20 protein-coding genes are annotated in these 21,179 nt (G+C 68.0%); 16 read left to right on the top strand and 4 right to left on the bottom strand.

All coding sequences use genetic code 11. The annotated features are described in order from the left end of the window. The first annotated feature begins 50 nt into the window (after nt 1-50). From FS388_RS01015 to FS388_RS00995, 5 genes are all read left to right on the top strand, one after another. The gene (locus tag FS388_RS01015; RefSeq protein WP_146338861.1) at nt 51-2,543 is read left to right on the top strand and encodes an FAD-dependent oxidoreductase; all 2,493 of its coding nucleotides are present in this window, start codon (nt 51-53) and stop codon (nt 2,541-2,543) included. Between the two features lies 1 nt (nt 2,544). Further along, nucleotides 2,545-3,717: an N-methyl-L-tryptophan oxidase gene (gene solA / locus FS388_RS01010; RefSeq protein ID WP_146338859.1), complete on the top strand. Its 1,173-nt coding sequence runs from the start codon at nt 2,545-2,547 to the stop codon at nt 3,715-3,717. Nucleotides 3,718-3,789: 72 nt separating this feature from the next. Further along, nucleotides 3,790-4,428 carry a YitT family protein gene (locus FS388_RS01005; protein WP_146338857.1) on the top strand — a complete coding sequence of 213 codons (639 nt, stop codon included), beginning with the start codon at nt 3,790-3,792 and terminating at the stop codon, nt 4,426-4,428. Between the two features lie 72 nt (nt 4,429-4,500). Continuing rightward, nucleotides 4,501-5,412, top strand: coding sequence for an NADP-dependent oxidoreductase (locus FS388_RS01000; RefSeq protein ID WP_146338855.1), 912 nt, complete (start codon nt 4,501-4,503; stop codon nt 5,410-5,412). A gap of 171 nt (nt 5,413-5,583) precedes the next feature. Further along, the gene (locus FS388_RS00995; protein WP_146338853.1) at nt 5,584-6,303 is read left to right on the top strand and encodes a M50 family metallopeptidase; all 720 of its coding nucleotides are present in this window, start codon (nt 5,584-5,586) and stop codon (nt 6,301-6,303) included. Nucleotides 6,304-6,315: 12 nt separating this feature from the next. Here FS388_RS00995 and FS388_RS00990 read toward each other — a convergent pair whose 3' ends face one another. After that, nucleotides 6,316-7,284, bottom strand: a complete 969-nt coding sequence (locus FS388_RS00990; RefSeq protein WP_146338851.1) for an NAD(P)/FAD-dependent oxidoreductase — start codon at nt 7,282-7,284, stop codon at nt 6,316-6,318. Between the two features lie 77 nt (nt 7,285-7,361). On the opposite strand from FS388_RS00990, the gene FS388_RS00985 reads away from it, so the two are divergent. The 5 genes from FS388_RS00985 to pheT are packed head-to-tail and all read left to right on the top strand — an operon-like array spanning nt 7,362 to nt 12,643. After that, nucleotides 7,362-7,928: a helix-turn-helix domain-containing protein gene (locus FS388_RS00985; RefSeq protein ID WP_146338849.1), complete on the top strand. Its 567-nt coding sequence runs from the start codon at nt 7,362-7,364 to the stop codon at nt 7,926-7,928. Nucleotides 7,929-7,937: 9 nt separating this feature from the next. Then, nucleotides 7,938-8,456 (top strand): gamma carbonic anhydrase family protein, encoded by a 519-nt coding sequence (locus FS388_RS00980; protein ID WP_146338847.1) that lies wholly within the window; start codon nt 7,938-7,940, stop codon nt 8,454-8,456. A 3-nt stretch (nt 8,457-8,459) separates the two neighbouring features. Continuing rightward, nucleotides 8,460-8,969, top strand: coding sequence for a DUF456 domain-containing protein (locus tag FS388_RS00975; RefSeq protein ID WP_146338845.1), 510 nt, complete (start codon nt 8,460-8,462; stop codon nt 8,967-8,969). Nucleotides 8,970-9,020: 51 nt separating this feature from the next. Continuing rightward, complete coding sequence (gene pheS / locus FS388_RS00970; protein ID WP_146338843.1) at nt 9,021-10,097, top strand: phenylalanine--tRNA ligase subunit alpha; 1,077 nt, start codon at nt 9,021-9,023, stop codon at nt 10,095-10,097. Nucleotides 10,098-10,099: 2 nt separating this feature from the next. Next, nucleotides 10,100-12,643 (top strand): phenylalanine--tRNA ligase subunit beta, encoded by a 2,544-nt coding sequence (pheT, locus tag FS388_RS00965; protein ID WP_146338841.1) that lies wholly within the window; start codon nt 10,100-10,102, stop codon nt 12,641-12,643. Between the two features lie 67 nt (nt 12,644-12,710). On the opposite strand, the gene FS388_RS00960 is transcribed toward pheT, so the two are convergent. After that, nucleotides 12,711-13,718, bottom strand: a complete 1,008-nt coding sequence (locus FS388_RS00960) for a quinone oxidoreductase (protein ID WP_146338839.1) — start codon at nt 13,716-13,718, stop codon at nt 12,711-12,713. Nucleotides 13,719-13,820: 102 nt separating this feature from the next. Here FS388_RS00960 and argC point away from each other — a divergent pair, with 102 nt between their 5' ends. Genes argC through FS388_RS00930 form a run of 6 tightly spaced genes read left to right on the top strand, consistent with a single transcriptional unit; the run spans nt 13,821 to nt 19,799 of the window. Beyond that, complete coding sequence (argC, locus tag FS388_RS00955) at nt 13,821-14,849, top strand: N-acetyl-gamma-glutamyl-phosphate reductase (RefSeq protein WP_210410210.1); 1,029 nt, start codon at nt 13,821-13,823, stop codon at nt 14,847-14,849. Continuing rightward, the gene (gene argJ, locus FS388_RS00950; protein ID WP_246836245.1) at nt 14,846-16,045 is read left to right on the top strand and encodes a bifunctional glutamate N-acetyltransferase/amino-acid acetyltransferase ArgJ; all 1,200 of its coding nucleotides are present in this window, start codon (nt 14,846-14,848) and stop codon (nt 16,043-16,045) included. The genes argC and argJ overlap by 4 nt, the downstream gene beginning before the upstream one ends. A gap of 58 nt (nt 16,046-16,103) precedes the next feature. Next, nucleotides 16,104-17,027 carry an acetylglutamate kinase gene (gene argB, locus FS388_RS00945; protein ID WP_146341801.1) on the top strand — a complete coding sequence of 308 codons (924 nt, stop codon included), beginning with the start codon at nt 16,104-16,106 and terminating at the stop codon, nt 17,025-17,027. Next, complete coding sequence (locus FS388_RS00940) at nt 17,024-18,304, top strand: acetylornithine transaminase (protein WP_146338833.1); 1,281 nt, start codon at nt 17,024-17,026, stop codon at nt 18,302-18,304. Before argB ends, FS388_RS00940 begins: the two co-directional genes overlap by 4 nt. Next, nucleotides 18,301-19,284: an ornithine carbamoyltransferase gene (gene argF, locus FS388_RS00935; RefSeq protein WP_146338831.1), complete on the top strand. Its 984-nt coding sequence runs from the start codon at nt 18,301-18,303 to the stop codon at nt 19,282-19,284. Before FS388_RS00940 ends, argF begins: the two co-directional genes overlap by 4 nt. After that, nucleotides 19,281-19,799, top strand: a complete 519-nt coding sequence (locus tag FS388_RS00930) for an arginine repressor (RefSeq protein ID WP_146338830.1) — start codon at nt 19,281-19,283, stop codon at nt 19,797-19,799. The genes argF and FS388_RS00930 overlap by 4 nt, the downstream gene beginning before the upstream one ends. A gap of 2 nt (nt 19,800-19,801) precedes the next feature. Here the strand turns inward: FS388_RS00930 and tenA are convergent, their stop codons facing one another. Both tenA and FS388_RS00920 read right to left on the bottom strand, forming a co-directional pair. Continuing rightward, entirely contained in the window at nt 19,802-20,473 is a 672-nt protein-coding gene (gene tenA, locus FS388_RS00925; protein ID WP_146338828.1) for a thiaminase II, read from the bottom strand. Beyond that, a complete protein-coding gene (locus FS388_RS00920) occupies nt 20,470-21,123 on the bottom strand; it encodes a TenA family protein (protein WP_146338826.1) in 654 nt (217 codons plus the stop codon). The genes tenA and FS388_RS00920 overlap by 4 nt, the downstream gene beginning before the upstream one ends. Nucleotides 21,124-21,179 lie beyond the last annotated feature (56 nt).

Below are 21,179 nucleotides of genomic sequence, written 5' to 3'. Positions count from 1 at the left end.
TCATGAGCAATACGTTGCGTATCGTGCAACGCTGATGGGAGGAGGTGCCGATGGCACCGCACGTAGCGATCATCGGCCTCGGCGTCGTGGGCTCAGCCCTCGCCGATGAGCTGGTTCTCAGAGGATGGAACGACGTGACCGTCGTGGAGCAGGGACCGCTGTATGTGACCGGAGGCTCCAGCTCCCATGCCCCGGGGTTCGTGTTCCAGACCAGCCCCAGCCGCAGCATGTCGCTGCTGGCTCAGCGCACCCTCGACAAGCTCGACGGCCTCGAGCTCCGGGACGAATGGCTGATGAAGCGCACAGGCGGGCTCGAGATCGCCTCCACTCAGGAGCGGGCGCATGAGCTGAAGCGCCGTCGCGCATTCGCGGACGCAGCGGGAATCCCCTCGCAGCTCATCGGTCCCGAAGAGATCAGCGCACTCTGGCCGGAGCTGGACACCTCTGGTCTCACCTCCGCGCTGCACACCCCCACCGATGCTGTGGTCAAAGGCGTCAGGGCTGTCGAGTTCCAGGCCGGCCGCGCCCAGGCCGGCGGCGCCCGGATCCTGTCCCACACCAAGGTGGTCGGCATCCCGACCCGGGAGTCGCGGGTCATCGGGCTCGACGTCCTGCCCGTCGGCGCCCCGCAGGATGCCGAGTCCGAGCGGATTCCGGCAGACATCGTTGTCTCGGCGGCAGGGCTGTGGGGGCCGGGTATGGCGCGGGAGCTGCTCGGCTTTGAGCTGCCGATGCTCCCAGTGGAGCACGGCTTCGGATTCAGCACCGCGCTGCCGCAGCTGGCCGACGTGGACGACCGCATCGAGACGCGCAGGCCGATGCTCCGGCACCAGGATCACGCGATGTACCTCCGGGAATGGGGGCAGCGCATCGCCGTCGGCGCCTATGAGCACCGCCCTCTGCCGGTGGAGCACAGCAGTCTGGCCAGCGCGGAGGAGTTCCGCCGCACCGGGGTCCATCCGGCCGTGAAGCCGTTCACCGAGGAGGACTTCGCGCCGACCTGGCAGGAGGCCCAGCGACTGCTCCCCGGCCTGATCGGCGCAGACTCCGAGGCCCGACTGGAGCGTTCGATGTCCTTCAACGGGATCTTCTCGTTCACCCCGGACGGAGGACCTCTCCTGGGTCCGGTGCCGCAGGTCGAAGGGCTGTGGATGGCCCAGTCGGTGTGGGTGACCCAGTCCGCCGGCGTCGGCCAGATCATGGCCGACTGGATCACCGCCGGGGAGCCCGGCATGGATACCCATGGGCTGGATCTGGCGCGCTTCGACCCTGCTGTGATCTCGAAGCGGTGGGCGCGGGAGCAGGGCGAGGAATCGTACGATGAGGTGTACGACATCGTTCATCCGAAGGCCACCACGCTGCGGATGCGGGGCCTGCGCACGTCTCCCTTCTACGAGCGGCAGCAGTCTTTGGGGGCCGTCTTCGAATCCGCGAACGGCTGGGAGCGTCCGCTCTGGTATGAGACGAATGCTTCCCTCGGCGACCCTGCGCTGGGAAACCGGCCCCTGCCCCCGCGGGACGAGTGGGCGGCGCGGCACTGGAGCCCCATCGTCGCACTCGAGGCGCGCGGCATGAGGAGCAGCGCCGGACTGGTGGACATGTCCTCCCTGCCCCGCCTGAGCGTGACGGGGACAGGTGCTGGGGAGTTCCTCGATCAGACGCTGTCGCGGCCGATGGGCCGGAAGGACGGCACCGTGGTGTACGCGCTGATGCTCAGCGAGGACGGAGGAGTGCTCTCGGACATCACCGTGGCACGTCTGGGGGAGGATCACTTCCACCTCGGCGTCAATGGCCACCAGGACGCTGCCTGGCTGACTGGACGGGCGCGGAGCCTGGGCTTCCGGGATGTCCGAATCAGCGACGCGACGGCCGGCTCATGCGGTCTGGGGCTGTGGGGGCCCCACGCCCGGACCGTGCTGCAGCAGCTCACCGAGGAGGACCTCACCGCCGACGCATTCCGGTTCTACAAAGCCCGGCAGCTCAGCATGGCAGGCGTTCCGGTGCTCGCCCTCCGACTGAGCTACGTCGGGGAGCTGGGCTGGGAGCTCTACGCCCCCGCCGAATTCGGCAGGGGGCTGTGGGACGCCACCATGGGCGCGGGCGCTGAGCACGGCATCATCCCCGTCGGGCGCCGAGCATTCGAATCGATGCGGCTCGAGAAGGGCTTCCGCCTCTGGGGCGCGGATATGGGCCGCGAGCACAGCCCCGCCGAGGCCGGAGTCGCCTTCGCCGTGCGCGGGGCCGCGGAGAGCCTGTCGAGGGCCGAGCCGCAGCGGACCCTGATGTGCCTGGTCCTCGACGATCCCGCCCGCGTGCTGCTGGGCGGTGAGCCGATCTATGCCGCAGGAGGCAACGAGGTGATCGGTTATGTGACCAGTGCCGATCAGGGGTACAGCGTCGGCGAGTCCATCGCCTATGCGTGGCTGCCCGGACCGGCGGAGCCCGGCACTGAGGTGATGATTGACTACTTCGGACTGAGGTGTCCCGCACGCGTTGCGACGGAGCCTCGCTTCGACCCGGCGGGAGAGAGGATGCGGAGCTGACATGGAGACCTTCGACGTCATCGTCATCGGAGTGGGATCAATGGGAGCGGCGGCGGCCAGAGAGCTGGCCGGCCGCGGGGCCCGCGTGCTGGGCCTGGAGATCTTCCAACCCGGCCACGACCAGGGATCAGCCCACGGGGGCACGCGCATCACCCGGCAGTCCTACTTGGAGGATCCCGCGTACGTGCCGCTGCTCTTCTCAGCCTACGACGGCTTCCGGGAGCTGGAGAAGGAGACTGGCCGCGACCTCATGCGCCTGTGCGGGGGGATATACATCGGCCATCCGGAGTCCCAGACATTCGCCGGCTCGCTCGCCGCCGCGAAGCTCCACGGGCTCGACCATGAGGTGCTGACCGCCTCCCAGATTCGCGAGCGATTCCCCACCATGGACCCTCACGATGATGCGCTGGGGCTCTTCGAGCAGAACGCCGGCTACGTCCGCCCGGAGGAGACGGTGGTGGCGAACGTCGAATCGGCGAGCGCACGGGGAGCTGACCTGCGGTTCGGCCAGCGGGTCAGGGGCTGGAGCGCCGCCGCCGGGGGAGGAGTCGAGGTCACCACCGACGTCGGCACCTATGGTGCCGACCGCCTGGTGATCGCTCCGGGAGCTTGGGCCCCGGAGCTGCTGGGGGACCTGCACCTGCCCCTGAGCATCGAACGCATGGTCTTCCACTGGTTCGCTCCGGACTTCGACGCGGTGCCCTACGACGCGTGGCGGGAGGAGAACCACCCGGTCTACGTGGAGCAGACCTATGAGAATCATCAGATCTACGGCTTCCCCATGACGGACGGGCCGGAGGGCGGGTTCAAGCTCGGGTTCTTCCGGGTGGGCACCCCGACCACGGCTGACACGATCGACCGGGAGGTTGCGGACTGGGAGAACGAGCGGATGCAGGCGCGGGCCCAGGAGCTGTTCCCCCACCTGAGCGGGGAGACTGTCATGGCCAAGACCTGCCTCTACTCCGTCACCCCGGATAAGCACTTCGTCATCGGGCAGCACCCTGAGCACGACCAGGTCTCCATCGCGTGCGGCTTCAGCGGTCACGGGTTCAAGTTCGTCCCGGTCGTCGGTCAGATTCTTGCGGACCTGGCGCTGGACGGCAGCACGGAGCACCCCATCGGCCTCTTCGACCCCATGAGGCCGGCCCTGCAGCAGTCCCTGCAGCCTGGGTGATCCTCGGCCCAGCGCCGCGGACTGAAGCAGCCGTCACACCGGTGTTGCACGGGCTTCGCTACAGTATGGCGCGTGACATCTTCCGAGTCGCGATCCTCGCGGCCGCTCGCCAGCCCTCCTGCCCTGCAGCACACCGTTCCCGAGGATATTCTCGGGGTGATCGTCGGGACGTTCATCGCCGGTCTGGGGCTGTACATTCTCGAGCACACCGGAGGTGTGACAGGGGGCACGGCAGGGGTGGCCCTGCTGCTCACCTACGCGACACCGCTGACGCTGGGTCCCATCTTCGTGCTGGTGAACATCCCCTTCTACCTGCTGGCCTGGTGGCGCAAAGGGTGGAAGTTCACGCTGAAGACCGTCGCGTCGGTCGGCGCTCTGGCGATCTTCACCGAGGTGAATGCGTGGCTGATCCCCTTGGGCGACATCGACCCGATCTACGGCACAGTGGGCGGGAACTTTCTGCTGGGCGTGGCGCTGATCGTGATCTTCCGCCACGGATCCTCCCTCGGCGGCTTCAACATTGTGGCGCTGATCGCCCAGGAGCAGTTCGGTCTGCGTGCCGGCTACGTGCAGATGTGTCTGGACCTCATGGTGGTCCTCATGGCGTTCGCCGTTCTCGCTCCTGCCTTCGTCGCGCTCTCAGCCCTCGGAGCCGTGACGCTGAACACTGTGCTGGCCTTCAATCACAGGCCCGGCCGCTACCAAGCCTGACCGGACCTGAGCCGCACCCCAGGGAGCAGGAATCTGCTGGGCGGGCTCTGTGTTGTCGTGCGTATGCGTGCAATGACCTATTCACAGTACGGAGATCCAGACACTCTCGAGCTCACCGAGGAGCCCTCGCCCAAAGTGGCACCGGGCGCGGTCCTGATCCGGGTGGAGCGCGCCTCCGTGAACCCGGTGGACTGGAAGCTCATGTCAGGCGGCCTCGACGGTCTCCTCGACGTGTTCTTCCCCGTCATTCCAGGCTGGGATGTGGCCGGGGTCGTGGAGGAGGTCGGCCCCGACGTGCCCGAGTTCGCCCCGGGGGATCGGGTGGCCGCCTACGCCCGCAAAGACTTCGTCCACGGCGGCACCTACGCCGAGTACGTATCGCTGCGAGCCTCAGATGTTGCGCGACTGCCCGAGGGCGTGGAGTTCGACGCCGCGGCCGCGGTGCCCCTGGCCGGGCTGACGGCGATGCGCTCGATCGAAGCCCTGGGCCTCACTGACCAGGACACTCTCCTCATCCATGCGGCCTCAGGCGGTGTGGGCCACTTCGCCGCTCAGCTCGCTGCGGAGACCGGAGCAACGGTCATCGGAACAGCCTCGGAGAAGAACCACGGCAAGCTGCGCGATCTCGGCGTCACGCCGGTGGCCTACGGCGAGGGTCTGGTCGACCGCGTGCGCGAGGCGGCTCCCAGCGGCGTCACCGCCGTGGCCGACTTCGCCGGGGGAGTGATGGAGCAGACCCTGGAGCTGCTCCCAGACGCCCGGCGCCAGGTGTCCGTGACCGACTTCGATGTGCTGGAGCACGGCGGACGCATCATCTGGGTGCGCCCCGACGCGCAGCGGCTCGAAGCCCTGCTCGACCGGGTGGCCGAGGGGCGGCTCACAGTGGACATCGACACGGTCTTTCCGCTGGAGCAGGCCGCCGATGCGATGAAGCACAACGCCGCCGGATCCAACGGAAAAGTGATCATCGACACCACGCGATGAGTATCGAAAGTATTTTCGATACGCCTATTGTGAAGCGGTAGAAAGCGTGTTCTAATAGGCATGCGCGATGGGAAGCGCGGCCCCCGCGAGAGCTCGTCCTCACGGCTCTCACGGGGGCCTCCCCATGTCTCGGGGCCATAAGCCCTCGCCCATAGGGCAGAATCGGCGCCTATGCATCCCGTCCTCGACTTCATCGCGGAACGCTGGAGCAGCCAGGCGGACGCCGATCCCGCCGTCGTGCTGGCTGTTGCGGTCGCCGTCCTCATCCTTGCGCTGGTGCCTGTCAGCTGGCATCTCCTGCGGCAGGCCGCCACGATCATCCACGAGATGGGCCACGTCTCCGCGGCTCTCGTCAGCCGACGTCGCATCTCAGGCATCCGCCTACATGCGGACACCTCTGGATCCACCCTCACCTGGGGCAAGTCCCAGGGCCCCGGGCTGCTGCTGACGTTCCTGGCCGGCTATCCCGCACCCGGTCTCCTCGCCGTGGCCCTGGCATGGCTCGCGCTCGCAGGCCACGCCGGCGCGGCACTGACTCTCTACCAGGCCGTCGTGCTGCTCGCACTGCTTCTGTCCCGCAACGCAGTAGGCATCCTCTCCTGCCTGGTCTCGGTGCTCGTCACCGGCGCCATCTGGTGGCACAACGAGCCCGAGATCGTGCTCTACACCGTGGTCGCCCTCGCAGTGTTCTACGGGATCGCGGGACTCCGGGCGACCTTGGACCTCTGGGGAAGCCACCTCTCGCGGCGGCGGACGTCATCGGGCAGCGACGCCGCGCAGGCGGCCAGGGCCTGGCGGGGGCTTCCCCTGCCGAGCTGGGTCTGGCTGATCGTCTTTCTGCTGATCAGCACCAGCTGTGCCGTCACGGTGGTCTGGCTGCTGATCCTTTAGCTGTGCCCGCGCCTATGCGGCCTCAGCTGCGTCGAAATCCTCCTGGATCAGCGCAGCATTGACCTGGGCCCCGGCCATGGTTCCGGCGCTGATCGCCATGGGTACGTTGCCCATCGGCATGGTCAGATTCCCCGCAGCCCACACCCGAGGGTGACTGGTGCGTAAGGTCTCGTCCACGGCGAGGAAGCTGCCCACGATGCTGTCCGCACGCGCCAGAGCCAGCCCCTCGAGGAAGTCATCATGGGGGACGAGGGCCCCTGCGGTGAAGATGGCGTCCACGGCTGTCGTGCCGCCGCCCTCCAGGCGCACATCCGCGGTGCTGCCGCCCTCACCCCTGACTTCGGTGACCCTGCGCGGTTCGATCTTCACCCCGCGGGCGCTCAGCCGCAGACGGGCCGCCTCCTCCAGAGGCTCTGCAGCGGCGGAGAAGAACGTCAGATCATCGCTCCACTGCCTCAGCAGCTGCGCCTGGTGCATGGCCATGGGGCCGGTGGCGAGCACGCCCAGGCGCCGGCCGCGGACCTCCCATCCGTGGCAGTAGGGGCAGTGCAGGACGCTCCGGCCCCATCGTTCGGCCAGGCCGGGGATCTCAGGCAGGCGGTCCGTCACCCCGGTCGCGGCGACGATCGCACGGGCGAGGAACTGCTGGCCATCCTCGAGGACCAGCCGCATCGAATGCGCGTCGGCCTCGGACACCGTGCTCACCGCGGCCTCAAGGATTTCGACGCCGTAGCCCGTCGCCTCCGCGCGTCCTCGCGCCTGAAGCTCGGTGGGTGGGAGCCCCTCGTGGCCGAGCACCGTATGCATGTGTTCGGCGAACCGGTTGCGGGGTGAGCCCGCATCGATGATCAGAGTGCGCCGCAGGGAGCGTCCCAGCGCCAGTGAGGCGGCGAGTCCGGCGGATCCGCCGCCGATGATGACCGCATCCCAGAGCTCTCCGGCTGCCGCGGACGGTGTGATGGTGGAAGCAGAAGGTGTCATGTATCCAGCATGAGGTGAGGCCGGCCTGTGTGAAAGAGCGTTTGCAGAATGTGCAAGATCTGCCGGAGAATGCATGCGTGGAAGAGCTCAAACAGGTGGGCCTGCGCCTGAAAGCGGCACGCACGGCCAAAGGATGGACATTGGAGCGGCTGGCGCGTGCTGCGGACGTCTCGCCCAGCACGCTCTCCCGCTTGGAGACGGGCAAGCGGCAGGCGAGCCTCGAGCTGCTTCTGCCGCTCACCAAGAAGCTGGGGATCACAGTCGACGACCTCCTCGCGGCGCCCGCGCAGGATCCCCGGGTGGATCGGGACGGCTGGGAGGCCGCGGGCCGACGAGTGCTCCCGCTGTCGCAGGAGAGCTCCCCGGTGCAGACGTACAAGATCGTCCTGCGCCCCGCCGCGGCGGTCCCTGCGCACATGCTGCAGACTCACGACGGCTATGAATGGCTCTATGTTCTGCACGGACGGGTGCGGATCCAGCTGGGGGATAGGGACATCGTCCTCCATAAGGGTGAGGCCGCTGAGTTCGACACCCTCACCCCGCACGCGATGACCGGCATCGGACCCGAGGACGCCGAGATCATCAGCATCTTCAATGAGGCCGGCGCCAAATTCCACACTCAGGCCCCGAGTGAGCAGGGTTAGAGTTGGGACATGGCTCACGTACTGACTGTCAACGGCAAGACTCCCCAGATCGGTGAGGGCGTGTTCCTCGCCGCCACCGCAGCCATCACCGGCGACGTGGTCATGGAGAAGAACTCATCGGCGTTCTACGGCGTCTCCGCCAGGGGCGACATCGACCGCATCGTGGTCGGCGAAGGCACCAACCTTCAGGACAATGTCGTGCTGCACACCGAGCAGGGCGACCCCTGCATCCTCGGCAAGGGCATCTCCGTGGGCCACTCAGCCGTCGTCCACGGTGCCCGGGTCGGCGACCGCACCCTCATCGGCATGGGTGCCACGGTTCTCAACGGCGCAGTGATCGGCGAAGAGTGCCTCATCGCCGGCGGGGCAGTCGTCCTCGAAGGCACCGAGGTGCCCCCGCGCTCGCTGGTCGCCGGAGTGCCCGGCAAAGTGCGCCGCGAGCTGACGGAGGAGGAGATCGAGCACATCCGCGCCAACGGTGAGCGGTACCTCGGCTACAAGGACCTCCACATCGACGCAGTGTCCTGAGCCGTGCTGGAATCAGCCGCCGCAGAGGCGATGAGCACCGTCATCATCGGGATCGTTCTGGTGGTCGGTGCCGCCGGGATCATCCTTCCCGTCATTCCCGGAAGCCTCGTCATCATCCTGTCCCTGCTGGCCTGGGCCTTTCTGCTCGGCGGCCCGGCGGCCTGGACCGCTGCCGTGGCAGGCATGGTCATCGCGGCAGTCGGCTGGTCTGCGTCCACCGTGCTGACCGGCCGTGCTCTTCATCGGGAGAGAATCCCGCGGCGGCCGATCCTCATCGCGGTCGGCTGCGCGCTCGTCGGGGTCTTTCTGCTGCCTCCTCTGGGACTCTTCATCGGTTTCGCCGCCGGGCTCTTCGGGGCAGAGTTCTTCCGCAGGGATCGTGATTGGCAGGCTGCCGGGCGCGCCAGCCTCGCGGCTCTGCGCGCCATCGGTCTCGGCATCCTCCTGGAGTTCGTGCTGGCGGGCCTGGCCGTCTCGGCTTTCCTCATCGGTGCCCTCGTCCACTTTCTCTGACCGCATAGACTGTCTGCGATCATCCAGCCCTGACCTCACTACGGGAGCAGAATGTCCACCCTCGAGAGCTACGAGGACCCGGCCGCGGCCGAGGTTCCGCACCCACTGGACGAAGCCGCAGTCGACGCGCGTGCGCAGCAGGCGGTTGCAGCGTTCGACGAGGCATCCGACCTCGACGAGCTGAAGGCTGCACGTCTGGCCCACACCGGTGAGAGATCTCCGATCGCTCTGGCCAACAGCCGGATCAGAGACCTCGAGAACGCGCAGAAGAAGCAGGCCGGGAAGATCCTGGGCGGAGCCAAGGGCAGAGTCCAGAAGGCTCTTGCGGCCCGCACGGAGGTACTGGAAGCTGAGCATGCCGCACGCATCCTCGAGGAGGAGGCGGTGGACGTCACCGCCGCGCCGCGGCGCCGTCCCCTCGGAGCCCGGCACCCGCTGAGCGTGCTGCAGGAGGATGTCTCGGACGTCTTCACGGCGATGGGGTGGGAGATCGCCGAAGGTCCCGAGGTGGAGTCGGAGTGGTTCAACTTCGATGCGCTCAATATTGCGCCCGACCACCCCTCCCGCGAGATGCAGGACACCTTCTACGTGGAGCCCCAGGACCGGCACCTGGTCCTGCGCACCCACACATCGCCGGTGCAGATCCGGTCGCTGCTCACCCGCGAGCTGCCCGTCTATGTGCTCTGCCCCGGGAAGACGTTCAGAACTGATGAGCTCGACGCGACTCACACCCCCGTCTTCCATCAGTTCGAAGGCCTTGCCGTGGACAGAGGCCTGACGATGGCCGATCTCAAAGGCACCTTGGAGCACTTCGCCCGGCAGATGTTCGGCCCGGAGGCCGCCATCAGGCTGCGGCCCTCCTACTTCCCCTTCACCGAGCCCTCGGCGGAGCTCGACGTCTGGGACGCCAACGCAAAGGGCGGGGCGCGCTGGGTCGAGTGGGGAGGCTGCGGCATGGTCCACCCGAATGTTCTCGCCGCTGCCGGAATTGAGGACGCCCAGTACACCGGCTTCGCCTTCGGCATGGGAGTGGAGCGGACGCTGATGTTCCGCAACGGCGTCACGGACATGCGCGACATGATCGAGGGCGACATCCGCTTCAGCGCCCAGTTCGGACAGGAGGTCTAGATATGCGCATCCCGCTCTCATGGATTCGTGAGCACACCCAGTTTCCGGAGTCGGGGACTGCCGAGGATCTGATGGCCGAGCTGGTCAGGGTCGGGCTCGAGGAGGAGGACGTCCACACCTCGGAGCTGACTGGCCCGATCGTCGTCGGTGAGGTGCTCGAGAAGACCCCCGAGCCGCAGAAGAACGGCAAGACCATCAACTGGTGCAGGGTGCGTGTGGTCCCTGAGGGCAGTCAGCAGACCCTCACAGGCGACGGCATCGATCCCGGTGGAGTTCAGGGAGTCGTCTGCGGCGCCCACAACTTCGAGGTAGGCGACAAAGTCGTCGTGACGATGCCCGGCGCCGTGCTGCCCGGTGATTTCCGCATCAGTGCGCGTCAGACCTACGGCCACCTGTCGGCAGGCATGATCGCCTCCGTGAAGGAGCTCGGCATGGGTGAGGACCACCACGGCATCCTCGTGCTCTCGACGCTCGGCCTCGACCCTGAGCCCGGCACCGACGCGATGCGGCTGCTGGGCCTGGACGACTCCGCAGCGGAGATCAACGTGACCCCCGATCGCGGATACGCCTTCAGCATCCGGGGCGTCGCCCGCGAGTATTCGCACGCCACCGGCACAGCCTTCTCGGACCCTGCCGAACAGGTGCAGCTCGAGCCGCCCCGAGCTGAGGGGCATAAGGTGGTCATCAACGACCTCGCACCGATCTACGGCACCACCGGGTGCAGCGTCTTCAACGCACGCACGGTCACCGGAATCGACGCTGACGCCCCGACGCCCAGCTGGATGGCCTCTCGCCTGCGCCTGGCGGGCATGCGTCCGATCAGCATCGTCGTCGACGTGTCGAACTACGTCATGCTCGAGCTCGGGCAGCCCAACCACTGCTACGACGCCTCGACCCTCGACGGTGCCATCACAGTGCGCCGCGCCTTCCCCGGGGAGAAGCTCACCACCCTGGACGAGAAGGAGCGCGAGCTGCACCCCGAGGATCTCCTCATCACCGACGATTCAGGTCCGATCGGCATCGCAGGCGTCATGGGCGGCGCCCGGACGGAGGTGAGCAGCGCGACGACGAACGTCATCATCGAGGCAGCGCATTTCGACACGATCACCGTCAGCCGCTCCAAGCGTCGCCACCGGCTGCCGTCCGAGGCGGCTAAGCGCTTCGAACGCGGGACGGACCCTCAGCTTCCGGCGCTTGCAGCGAAGCGAACGGCTGACCTGCTCGTCGAACTCGCCGGGGGAACTGACGCCGGCGAGGTCACGCAGGTCGGTGAGCCCCAGGTGCCGCAGGCCATCCGCCTTGATGCGCAGCTGCCGGCCAGGCTCGTGGGCGTGGAGTACAGCCGCGAGCAGATCGTGGCGCTGCTGCAGCAGATCGGCGCCGAGGTCGTCGCCGACGGCGAGGATCACCTCCTGGTGACGCCTCCGACGTGGAGGCCGGACATCACCATCCCTGAGGCGCTCGTGGAGGAGGTCGCGCGGCTGGCAGGCTATGACCAGATACCGGCGCGCCTTCCCGAAGCGCCCGCCGGGCGAGGTCTCACCCCGGCTCAGCGCCGCCGCCGCCGAGTGAGCGCGTCGTTGGCCGCCGCCGGATTCACCGAGGTGCTCAGCTACCCCTTCTACTCCGAAGAGGCCAACACCCTCTTCGGCCAGGCTCAGGAGGGTGAGCGTCCAACGCCGATGATCAGGCTGGCGAATCCGATCGCGAGCCAGTACCCGGTGCTTCGATGCCGCATCCTTCCGGGTCTGCTGGACGCCCTGCGCCGCAACGCCTCCCGCGGGCTGCGCGACCTCGCACTGTACGAGACGGGCTCAGTGTTCCTCGCCAAGGACGAGTTCGGCACCGCGCAGCTTCCTGCGCTCGGCCGCCACCCCGGTGACGACGTGATCGCCCAGCTCGACGCAGGAATCCCGGACCAGCCGCAGCATCTGGCGGTCGCACTGGCCGGCCGTGAGCCTGCCGCCCAGCCCGGAGAGCAGGGCAGGGCGAGGGACTGGGCCGATGCGGTGGAGGCTGCCCGCAAGGCTGCGGACCTGCTGCACGTGGAGCTCGGCGTGGTCCAGGGCTCGCACCAGGCGTTCCATCCCGGCCGCACTGCGGAGCTGAAGCTCGCAGAGAGGACCGTCGGATACGCCGGTGAGCTGCATCCGAAGGTGATTGAGGAGTGGGATCTGCCCGCGCGCACCAGCGTGATGGAGCTGAACCTCAGCGCGCTGCTTGAGTCCGCGCCTGAGAAGGTCCTGGCAGGACCGCTGTCCGGCTATCCCGCGACGACGCAGGATGTCGCCCTGGTGGTTGAGGCGTCGCTGCCCAGCGCTGACCTTCAGGCGACGCTCCAGGAGGGCGCCGGGGAGCTCCTGGAGCACATCGAGCTCTTCGACGTCTACGCAGGCACCGGCATTGAGGACGGGCGGAAGTCCATGGCCTACGCCCTGCGCTTCCGCGCACAGGATCGGACGCTCACTGCAGAGGAGGCCTCCGAGGCTCGTGCGGCTGCGGTGAGCCTTGCGCAGCAGCGTCACGGGGCCGAGCAGCGCAGCTGATCGCGATGTCGGGGCTGCCCTGCCCTGCGAGCACACGCGTGCGGGGCAGTCCGGCAGCGTGTGCCGGTCAGGGCTTCAGGAGCAGCTTTCCGGCGGTGCGGCGGCTCTCGAGGTCCTCATGGGCCTGGCCGGCGTCAGCCAGGGTGTAGGCCTGCCCGACGTGCAGCGCGAGAGTCCCTTGGCTGATGTGGTGGAAGAGCTCGGTGTATCGCCACGTGCGCTCCTCGGAGTTCTGCAGGTACCAGTTGATCGCGGGGCGAGTGATGTAGAGCCCGCCGCGCCGGTTGAGGTCCTGGAGATCATAGGGAGGCACCTGACCGGACGCTCCCCCGTAGAGCACGAGGGTGCCTCGGATGGCCAGGGACTCCAGCGAGCCTTCGAACGTGGAGGCCCCGACGCCGTCGTAGACCACGGGCACGCCCTCGCCATTGGTGATCTGGCGGACCTTTGCGGGAAAGTCTTCGTAGGGGATGACGTGGTCGGCCCCGGCAGCTTCGGCGATCTGCGCCTTCTCCGGCGTCGAGGTGGTGGTGATGACCCGAGCTCCGCGTGCTTTGAGGAGCTGCGTGAGGATCTGGCCGACGCCGCCGGCGCCGGCGTGGGTCAGGACGGTCTGTCCGGGGGAGACCCGGTAGGTGGAGCTGATCAGATAGTGCGCAGTGATGCCCTGAAGCGGCAGCGCCGCTGCCTGCTCGTCGCTGACTCCCTCAGGGACGGAAGCCGTCTTGTCCGCATCCACCAGGAAGTGGGAGGCGTATGTTCCGGTGGCCGCTTCGCAGGTGGTGACGCGCTGGCCGATGTACGACGTGTCCACGCCCTCGCCGACGGCCAGGACCTCCCCGGCACCCTCCTTGCCGGGGGTGAAGGGGTATTCGACGGGGTACACCCCGCTGCGCTGGTAGGTCTCGATGAAGTTCACTCCGGCTGCTGCGGTGCGCACCAGCAGCTGTCCCCGAGCAGGCTCGGGAGCAGTGACGTCAGCAACCTCGAATACGTCGGGGCCACCGGCCTCACGGGCCCGGACCACAGTGGCGTAGTCAGGGAGGTCCTCGGGGTAGACGGTAGGCTCGATCATGGGTTCAGAGTACCGAAGACAGGTCTCAGGTCGAAGAACAGTCCCGCTGATGCTTATGCATAAATATTGAGTCGGTTGCATATTCGTGCAACGATGGTGCCCATGTTTACAGCTGCTGTCTCCGGCGCCTCCGGCTACGCCGGCGGTGAGGTGCTCCGCCTGCTCGCCGGGCACCCCGAGGTTGAGGTCGCCACGGTCACTGCCCACTCCAATGCCGGTGAGCGCCTCGGCGCCGTCCAGCCTCACCTGCTCACACTGGCCGACAAGATTCTGACTGAGACCACGGCGGAGAGTCTGGCCGGGCACGACGTGGTCTTTCTGGCCCTGCCGCACGGCGCATCGGGTGAGATCGCCGCGCAGCTCGGACCGGACACGGTCGTGATCGATGCGGCTGCCGACCACCGGCTGGAGTCGGCTCAGGCGTGGGAGACGTTCTACGGCTCAGAGCATCAGGGAACGTGGCCCTACGGCCTGCCCGAGCTGCCCGGTCAGCGTGCCGAGCTGCGGGGCGCCAGCCGGATCGCCGTCCCCGGCTGCTACCCCACCACAGCCCTGCTCGGCCTGGTGCCGGCCTTCGCCGATGGCCTGGTGGAGCCGCGCGACGTGGTGATCGTCGCTGCCACAGGCACGTCGGGAGCCGGAAGGTCGCTGAAGCCGCACCTTCTGGGCTCTGAGGTGATGGGAGGCATGAGCCCCTACGGCGTCGGAGGGGGACACCGCCACACCCCTGAGCTGGAGCAGGGGCTGAGCTGGGCGGCCGGCGAGGCGGTTCAGGTCTCCTTCACTCCCACCCTGGCCCCCATGCCCCGGGGGATCCTCGCGACCTCCACCGCGCGGGTCCGGCCGGGCACCACGGAGCAGTCTCTGCGCGAGGCCTACCGCGCCCACTACGCCGAGGAGCCGTTCGTCCACCTGCTGCCCGAGGGCCAGTGGCCCGCCACCAAGCAGGTGGTCGGATCCAACCACGTGACCATCCAAGTGGCTCTCGACGAGCACGCAGGCCGAGCGATCATATGCTCGGCCTCGGACAACTTGGTGAAAGGAACGGCCGGCGGCGCCGTCCAATCGATGAACCTCGCCCTGGGGATCGAAGAGACCCTCGGCCTCAACCTGCTGGGAGTGGCACCGTGAACCACCACGCATCGTCCGGGATCACCGCTCCCGCTGGGTTTCTGGCCGCAGGAGCGGCGGCAGGCCTGAAGTCCGCCGGCCGTGATGTGGCCCTGGTCGTCAACAACGGCCCCGAACGGCACGCTGCGGCGGTCTTCACCACAAACCGCGTCGCAGCGGCACCGGTGCTCTGGTCCCAGCAGGTCATCGCCGACGGCAGAGCCGACGCTGTGATCCTCAATTCGGGAGGGGCGAACGCGTGTACTGGGGCGCCCGGATTCCAGGACACCCACGCCACCGCAGAGGCTGTGGCGCGTGCGCTGACGGCGGCCGACCGCGACGTCTCCGCCGGAGATGTGCTGGTCTGCTCCACGGGCCTCATCGGTCAGCGCCTGGACATGCCCGCCCTGCTGAGCGGGGTGGAGCAGACCGCCGCTGCGCTCTCGGACGATGTCGGCGCCGCAGAGGCGGCCGCAGACGCTATCAGGACGACCGACACCGTCTCCAAGACCGAGGTGCGGACCGGCACCGGCTTCACCATCGGAGGGATGGCGAAAGGCGCGGGCATGCTGGCTCCCGGCATGGCGACGATGCTCTCGGTCATCACGACCGATGCGGTCATCAGTGCAGCCGACCTGGATGCGGCGCTGCGCGAATCGGTGCGCGTCTCCTTCAACCGAGCTGACTCGGACGGCTGCATGTCCACCAACGACACGGTGATCGCCATGGCCTCCGGCGCCCACCCCGAGGCGGACCCCAGCGGAGCCGATCTGGGCGAGTTCCAGGCCGCGCTCACCGAGGTGTGCCAGTCCCTGGCCGCACAGCTGATCGCTGATGCCGAGGGCGCCCACCACGAGATCGCCATTCGCACCGTCAACGCGGTCGATGAGGAGCAGGCCGAGACGGCGGGCCGCTCAGTGGCCCGCTCCAACCTCTTCAAGGCTGCGATCTTCGGCCAAGATCCCAACTGGGGCCGCGTGCTCTCGGCGGTGGGCACCACCGACGCCGAGTTCGACCCGGCGACGATCGACGTCGCCGTCAACGGAGTGTGGGTCTGCCGCGCCGGCGGCATCGGTGAGGACAGAGACCTGGTGGACCTGAGCGGGCGCAGCGTCGATGTCGTCATCGATCTGAAGGCCGGCGCTGCTGAAGCCACCATCCTGACCAACGACCTCACGCACGACTACGTGCATGAGAACAGCGCCTATTCCAGCTGATCACCTCCTGAGCAACCGATGGAGCACTATGCCTGAGCAGTCGACCGAATCCCTCACCATGCTGCCGCGCGAGGCGGGGAGCCTCGCCTCCGCCGCGGACAAGGCCGCCGTGCTCGTCGAAGCGCTGCCCTGGGTGCAGAAGTTCGCCGGTCAGACCATCGTCATCAAGTACGGCGGCAACGCGATGGTCGATGATGAGCTCCGCCGGGCCTTCGCCCAGGACGTCGTCTTCCTCAAGCACGTCGGCGTGAATCCGGTCGTCGTCCACGGAGGCGGACCCCAGATCAGCACCATGCTCGACGCCGTCGGCATTGAGTCCGAGTTCCGCGCCGGATACCGGGTCACCACCCCGGAGGTCATGGACGTGGTCCGCATGGTGCTCACCGGGCAGGTGGGCCGGGAGCTGATCGGTCTGATCAATTCCCACGGCCCCTACGCGGTCGGCCTCTCAGGAGAGGACGCGGCCCTGCTCCGGGCCGAGCGGAAGGCGGCCGAGGTGGACGGAGAGACGGTGGACCTCGGGCTGGTGGGCGAGGTCACGGGAGTCAACCCCGCTGCCATCCAGGACCTGATCGCGGCGGGCCGGATCCCGGTGATCTCCACCATCGCTCCGGAGTTCGCAGACGGAGATCCCACCGGAGAGGTTCTGAACGTCAATGCAGACACCGCGGCGGGGGCTCTGGCCGCAGCCTTGGAGGCGGCCAAGCTGGTGATGCTCACCGACGTCGAAGGTCTCTACGCCGCCTGGCCTGACCCCTCCTCCCTGATCTCGTCCCTCACCGCATCCGACCTCCGGGCGATGCTGCCCAGCCTCCAGTCGGGCATGATCCCGAAGATGAGTGCGGCCCTGGCCGCCGTCGATGCCGGGGTCCCGCGGGCGCACATCGTGGACGGCCGTCGTCCTCACTCGATGCTCCTGGAGATCGTCACCTCCGAAGGGGTGGGCACTCAGGTGGTGCCGGATGCGGAGGTGCAGGCATGACGAGCTACCCAGATGCCATGAGCACCGCCTCGCTCGACGCGTCGAGCACGTGGCAGCAGCGGTACGGACAGTCTCTGATGGGCGTCTTCGGCACGCCTCAGGATCTGCTGGTCCAAGGCCGAGGCTGCTGGGTCACCGACGCTGATGGCCGTGAGCTGCTGGACATGCTCGGCGGCATCGCTGTCAACGCCCTGGGGCACAGCCACCCGGCGCTGAGCCGTGCACTGGGCGAGCAGCTGCAGCGTATGGGGCACATATCCAATCTCTTCGCCTCCGTGCCCCAGATGCGGCTGGCCGAGATGCTCCTCAGCGCGGCCGAGGCGCCGGCCGGCTCCAGCGTCTTCTTCGCCAACTCCGGGTCCGAGGCGAACGAGGCTGCCCTCAAGGCAGTGCTGCGCCACCGGCATGAGACCGGAAAGTCCCGCATCCTCGCTCTCGAGGGCGGCTTCCACGGGCGGACGATCGGCGCGCTCTCGCTCACCCACAAGCCCGCATTCCGGGAGCCCTTCGGAGACCTGATCGATGGCATCGAGTTCCTCCCCTTCAACGACGCAGACGCGTTGGAGCACAGGTTCGACGACGATGTTGCCGGCATCGTCCTCGAACCCATCCAGGGGGAGGCCGGCGTCAAGCCGCTCGCGCCGGAGTACCTGCTGCGCGCACGCGAGCTCGCCGACCAGCACGAGGCGCTCATGGTGCTCGACGAGGTCCAGACCGGGATCGGCCGCACCGGGGAATGGTTCCGCTTCCAAGGGGTGAACCGGACACTCTCCGCCTTGGGCAGCCCGGGGATCGCACCCGATCTGATGACGCTGGCCAAAGGGCTCGGCTCCGGCATTCCCATCGGAGCCCTCGTCGCCTTCGGCAGCACCAGCAGCACGCTTCTGGGCGCCGGCCAGCACGGGTCCACCTTCGGAGGCAACCCGCTGGCGGCGCTCGCCGGGCAGGTCACGCTGGAGACGATCCAGGCGGAGGGGCTGCTGGACAGCGTCAGCGCCGTGGGAGCCCGCCTCGCCGAGGAGCTGCGGGCCCTGCCTCAGACCGCGGAGGTCCGCCAGTTCGGCCTGCACATCGGTGCAGACCTGGTGCTGCCCGATTCGATCAGCGCCGGCGACGTCGTCGCCTGCGCGCGAGAGCACCACGGTCTGATCATCAACGCCACGGGGCACGCCACCCTGCGACTCGCGCCGCCTCTGACCCTCTCGCATGAGGAGGCCGACGAGGCCGTCGCCCGGCTCGCAGCCGCCCTGACACGTCTGACGAAGGAGTCCGCATGACCACTCGCCACTTTCTGAGCGACTTGGACCTCAGCCCCGAAGAGCTGACCCGCGTCCTCAACCTCGCCGACTGGATGAAGGCCAACCCCTACGCCATCGCGCCGCTGCAGGGCCCGCAGACCGCAGCAGTATTCTTCGACAAGACCTCGACGCGCACGCGGATCAGCTTCGCTGCAGGGATCGCGGCGCTGGGAGGCAGTCCGCTCATCATCAGCCCGGGGGAGTCCCAGCTGGGCCACAAGGAGTCCATCGCGGACACTGCAAGGGTCCTGGATCGCCAGGTGAGCCTGATCGTCTGGCGGACCTATGAGCAGGCCGGTCTTGAGGAGATGGCCCAGTTCAGCAGCGTCCCCGTCATCAATGCGCTGTCGGACGATTACCACCCGTGTCAGCTGCTCGCCGATCTCCAGGCCGTCCGGGAGAAGCTCGGCACACTGGCGGGTAGGTCCTTGGCCTACCTGGGCGATGCGGCGAACAACATGGCGAACTCGTACCTGCTGGCCGGCGCGAACGCCGGGATGGATGTTCGCATCGCGGGACCGCAGGGCCACCTGCCCTCCCGGGAGGTGGTGCGGGCCGCCGAGGAGCGAGCGGCGCAGACCGGCGGTCGCGTGACCATCACGACCGACCCGGCTGAGGCGCTTCAGGGCGCAGACGCCGTCGCCACGGACACGTGGGTCTCGATGGGGCAGGAGGACGAGAAGGCTCAGCGGATGCGGCTCTTCGGCGACTACCAGATCAGCGCGGGGGCCATGGCGCTGGCCGCCCGTCATGCGGTGGTGCTCCACTGCCTGCCTGCCTACCGCGGAGCGGAGATCACCGCAGAGGTGCTGGACGGTGAGCAGTCGATCATCTGGGATGAGGCGGAGAACCGTCTGCACGCCCAGAAGGCGCTGATGGCCTGGCTGCTGGTGGAGTCGGGCCAGGCAGATCAGACGACGGAGCGTCTGGTGCGCGAGGCGGAGGCCGCGGGCCTATGAGCCGGGAGTCTGCCCGATCGCGCACCGCGCCTGCGACCAAAGCTGCTCGACACGCCAAGGTTCGCGACCTGATCACCCGTGGGAGCATCCGGTCGCAGGCGGAGCTGGCCGACAGGCTCTCCGAGGCTGGGGTGCGGGTCACCCAAGGGACCCTCTCGCGCGACCTGGTGGAGATCGGGGCAGCACGCGTCCGCGGAGCCGACGGCGCACTGGTCTACGCGGTGCCTGCCGAAGGCCCTGCCGGTGAGCTCCAGTCCGACCAGACGGAGGCCGCCACCACGGCGCGGCTGGCCTCGCTGTGCAGGGACCTGCTGGTCTCCGCGGAGGCCAGCGCGAACCTGGTGGTGCTGCGCACTCCGCCGGGAGCGGCGCAGTTCCTGGCCAGTGCGGTGGACCACGCGGGCCTGCACGAGGTGCTGGGGACCATCGCCGGCGACGACACCATCATGCTCATCAGTCGTGGTCCCTCGGGGGGAGAGGCCCTGGTGGCGCGCTTCGACGCCATGGTGGGCTGAGCTCAGCCCGTGGCCGCTCTGTCCAGGCCCATCTGCCAGAACGCCGCCTCAGCTCGTGAGGCAGTGGCAAAGATCTCTGCAATATCCTGGAACCGCGCCTCGGAGCCGCCGCGGGCTGCCAGCGCCTCGATGTGCTCGACGGCAGACCGCGCCGTCTCCTGGTACCACTCCGAGGAGTACTCTGCGATCCATTCGGCGTAGGGATGGTTCGGGTCCGCGTCTGCGGCAGGCTTGAGTCGCCGGCCGATCTCGGCGTAGCCGATGACGCACGGGGAGAGGGCCACGTGGAGGTCCAGGAGGTCGCCGGTGGCTCCCGCGTCGAGCACGAAACGCGTGTAGGCGATGTTCGCGGGGTCCTCCGGGGTGCTCTCGATGTCCTCGGGCGTCAGGCCGTAGAGCTCGCCCAGGCGCTTTACGTGCTGCTGCGTCTCGTGCAGGATGTTGCCGATGCCTTCCTGGGCGTAGCGCAGGTCCTCGAGGGATCGGGCTTTGTAGCCGATGAGGGCATAGGCCCGGGCGAACTGGACCAGGAAGTGATAATCCTGGATGAGGTACTCCCGGAAGGCGACGGGGGGCAGCGTCCCGTCCTCCATCTGCTGGATGAAGGGGTGGTCGGTATAGGCCTGCCACTCGGCTGGGGAGGCTTCCTTCAGGCGGTCGAAAAGGGTGCTCATGAGTGATCTCCGTTCTGGTAGACGGCGTTGAAGAAGTCCAGCTCCAGCGTCACGGACCGTGAGAAGAAGTCCTGGGCCGTCGGCGCATCCTGGGGGCCGACCCGGTCGAGCTCGGAGCGGAGGAACTCCACCCACTCGTAGAACGCCGGGCTGCTGTGCAGATCGATCCACTCCGCGTGGACGAAGTGCTGGGGCCTGCTGGTGCCTGCGCGGCGGGCCCAGTCGCCGTAGAGCCACTCGGCGACGGTGAGCACCGCGAGGACAGCCGCATAGTTCTGTGTGCGGGAAGCCTCGCGCATGATGGCTTGGAAGCCGGCGCAGGGGGCGGTATCAGGGGTTTCGATGCGCTGCTCCTCGCTGACTCCGAGCGCCTCGAAGGAGCGCAGGAAGTAGCTGTTCTCGTCGTCGGAGATCATTCCGGCGAATCGTCCGAACCGCAGGCGCGCCTTCATCGTGTCGGCGGAGGCCATGGCCGCGCCGAGCAGGGTGAGGAACGCATCGAGGAACCGGTGATCCTGAATGAGGTAGGCAGCCATGTGGTGGTCGCTGACAGTGCCTGCGAGGAGCTCATCGACGAAGCGGTGGCCGACTGCGCCGTCCCAGGCCGGCTGGTTCTGCTCCTTGAGCTCAGTGCTGAATCTCTCGGCCATCTCTCTCCTTCTGCTGGGGTCGATCCGGGACCGACGAGAAGGGAGAGGGTGCGCTG

The sequence above is a fragment of the Nesterenkonia sp. NBAIMH1 genome, from assembly GCF_007922635.1.
Classification (GTDB): domain Bacteria; phylum Actinomycetota; class Actinomycetes; order Actinomycetales; family Micrococcaceae; genus Nesterenkonia; species Nesterenkonia pannonica.
Note: the sequence above shows the minus strand (reverse complement) of the source record. Positions and strands in the feature narration are given on the sequence as shown.

Coding starts and splice junctions, on each gene's coding strand:
- FS388_RS01015 (WP_146338861.1), top strand. CDS start 51: ATGGCACCGCACGTAGCGATCATCGGCCTCGGCGTCGTGGGCTCAGCC.
- solA (WP_146338859.1), top strand. CDS start 2,545: ATGGAGACCTTCGACGTCATCGTCATCGGAGTGGGATCAATGGGAGCG.
- FS388_RS01000 (WP_146338855.1), top strand. CDS start 4,501: ATGACCTATTCACAGTACGGAGATCCAGACACTCTCGAGCTCACCGAG.
- FS388_RS00995 (WP_146338853.1), top strand. CDS start 5,584: ATGCATCCCGTCCTCGACTTCATCGCGGAACGCTGGAGCAGCCAGGCG.
- FS388_RS00990 (WP_146338851.1), bottom strand. CDS start 7,284: ATGACACCTTCTGCTTCCACCATCACACCGTCCGCGGCAGCCGGAGAG.
- FS388_RS00980 (WP_146338847.1), top strand. CDS start 7,938: ATGGCTCACGTACTGACTGTCAACGGCAAGACTCCCCAGATCGGTGAG.
- pheS (WP_146338843.1), top strand. CDS start 9,021: ATGTCCACCCTCGAGAGCTACGAGGACCCGGCCGCGGCCGAGGTTCCG.
- pheT (WP_146338841.1), top strand. CDS start 10,100: ATGCGCATCCCGCTCTCATGGATTCGTGAGCACACCCAGTTTCCGGAG.
- FS388_RS00960 (WP_146338839.1), bottom strand. CDS start 13,718: ATGATCGAGCCTACCGTCTACCCCGAGGACCTCCCTGACTACGCCACT.
- argC (WP_210410210.1), top strand. CDS start 13,821: ATGTTTACAGCTGCTGTCTCCGGCGCCTCCGGCTACGCCGGCGGTGAG.
- argB (WP_146341801.1), top strand. CDS start 16,104: ATGCTGCCGCGCGAGGCGGGGAGCCTCGCCTCCGCCGCGGACAAGGCC.
- FS388_RS00940 (WP_146338833.1), top strand. CDS start 17,024: ATGACGAGCTACCCAGATGCCATGAGCACCGCCTCGCTCGACGCGTCG.
- argF (WP_146338831.1), top strand. CDS start 18,301: ATGACCACTCGCCACTTTCTGAGCGACTTGGACCTCAGCCCCGAAGAG.
- FS388_RS00930 (WP_146338830.1), top strand. CDS start 19,281: ATGAGCCGGGAGTCTGCCCGATCGCGCACCGCGCCTGCGACCAAAGCT.
- tenA (WP_146338828.1), bottom strand. CDS start 20,473: ATGAGCACCCTTTTCGACCGCCTGAAGGAAGCCTCCCCAGCCGAGTGG.
- FS388_RS00920 (WP_146338826.1), bottom strand. CDS start 21,123: ATGGCCGAGAGATTCAGCACTGAGCTCAAGGAGCAGAACCAGCCGGCC.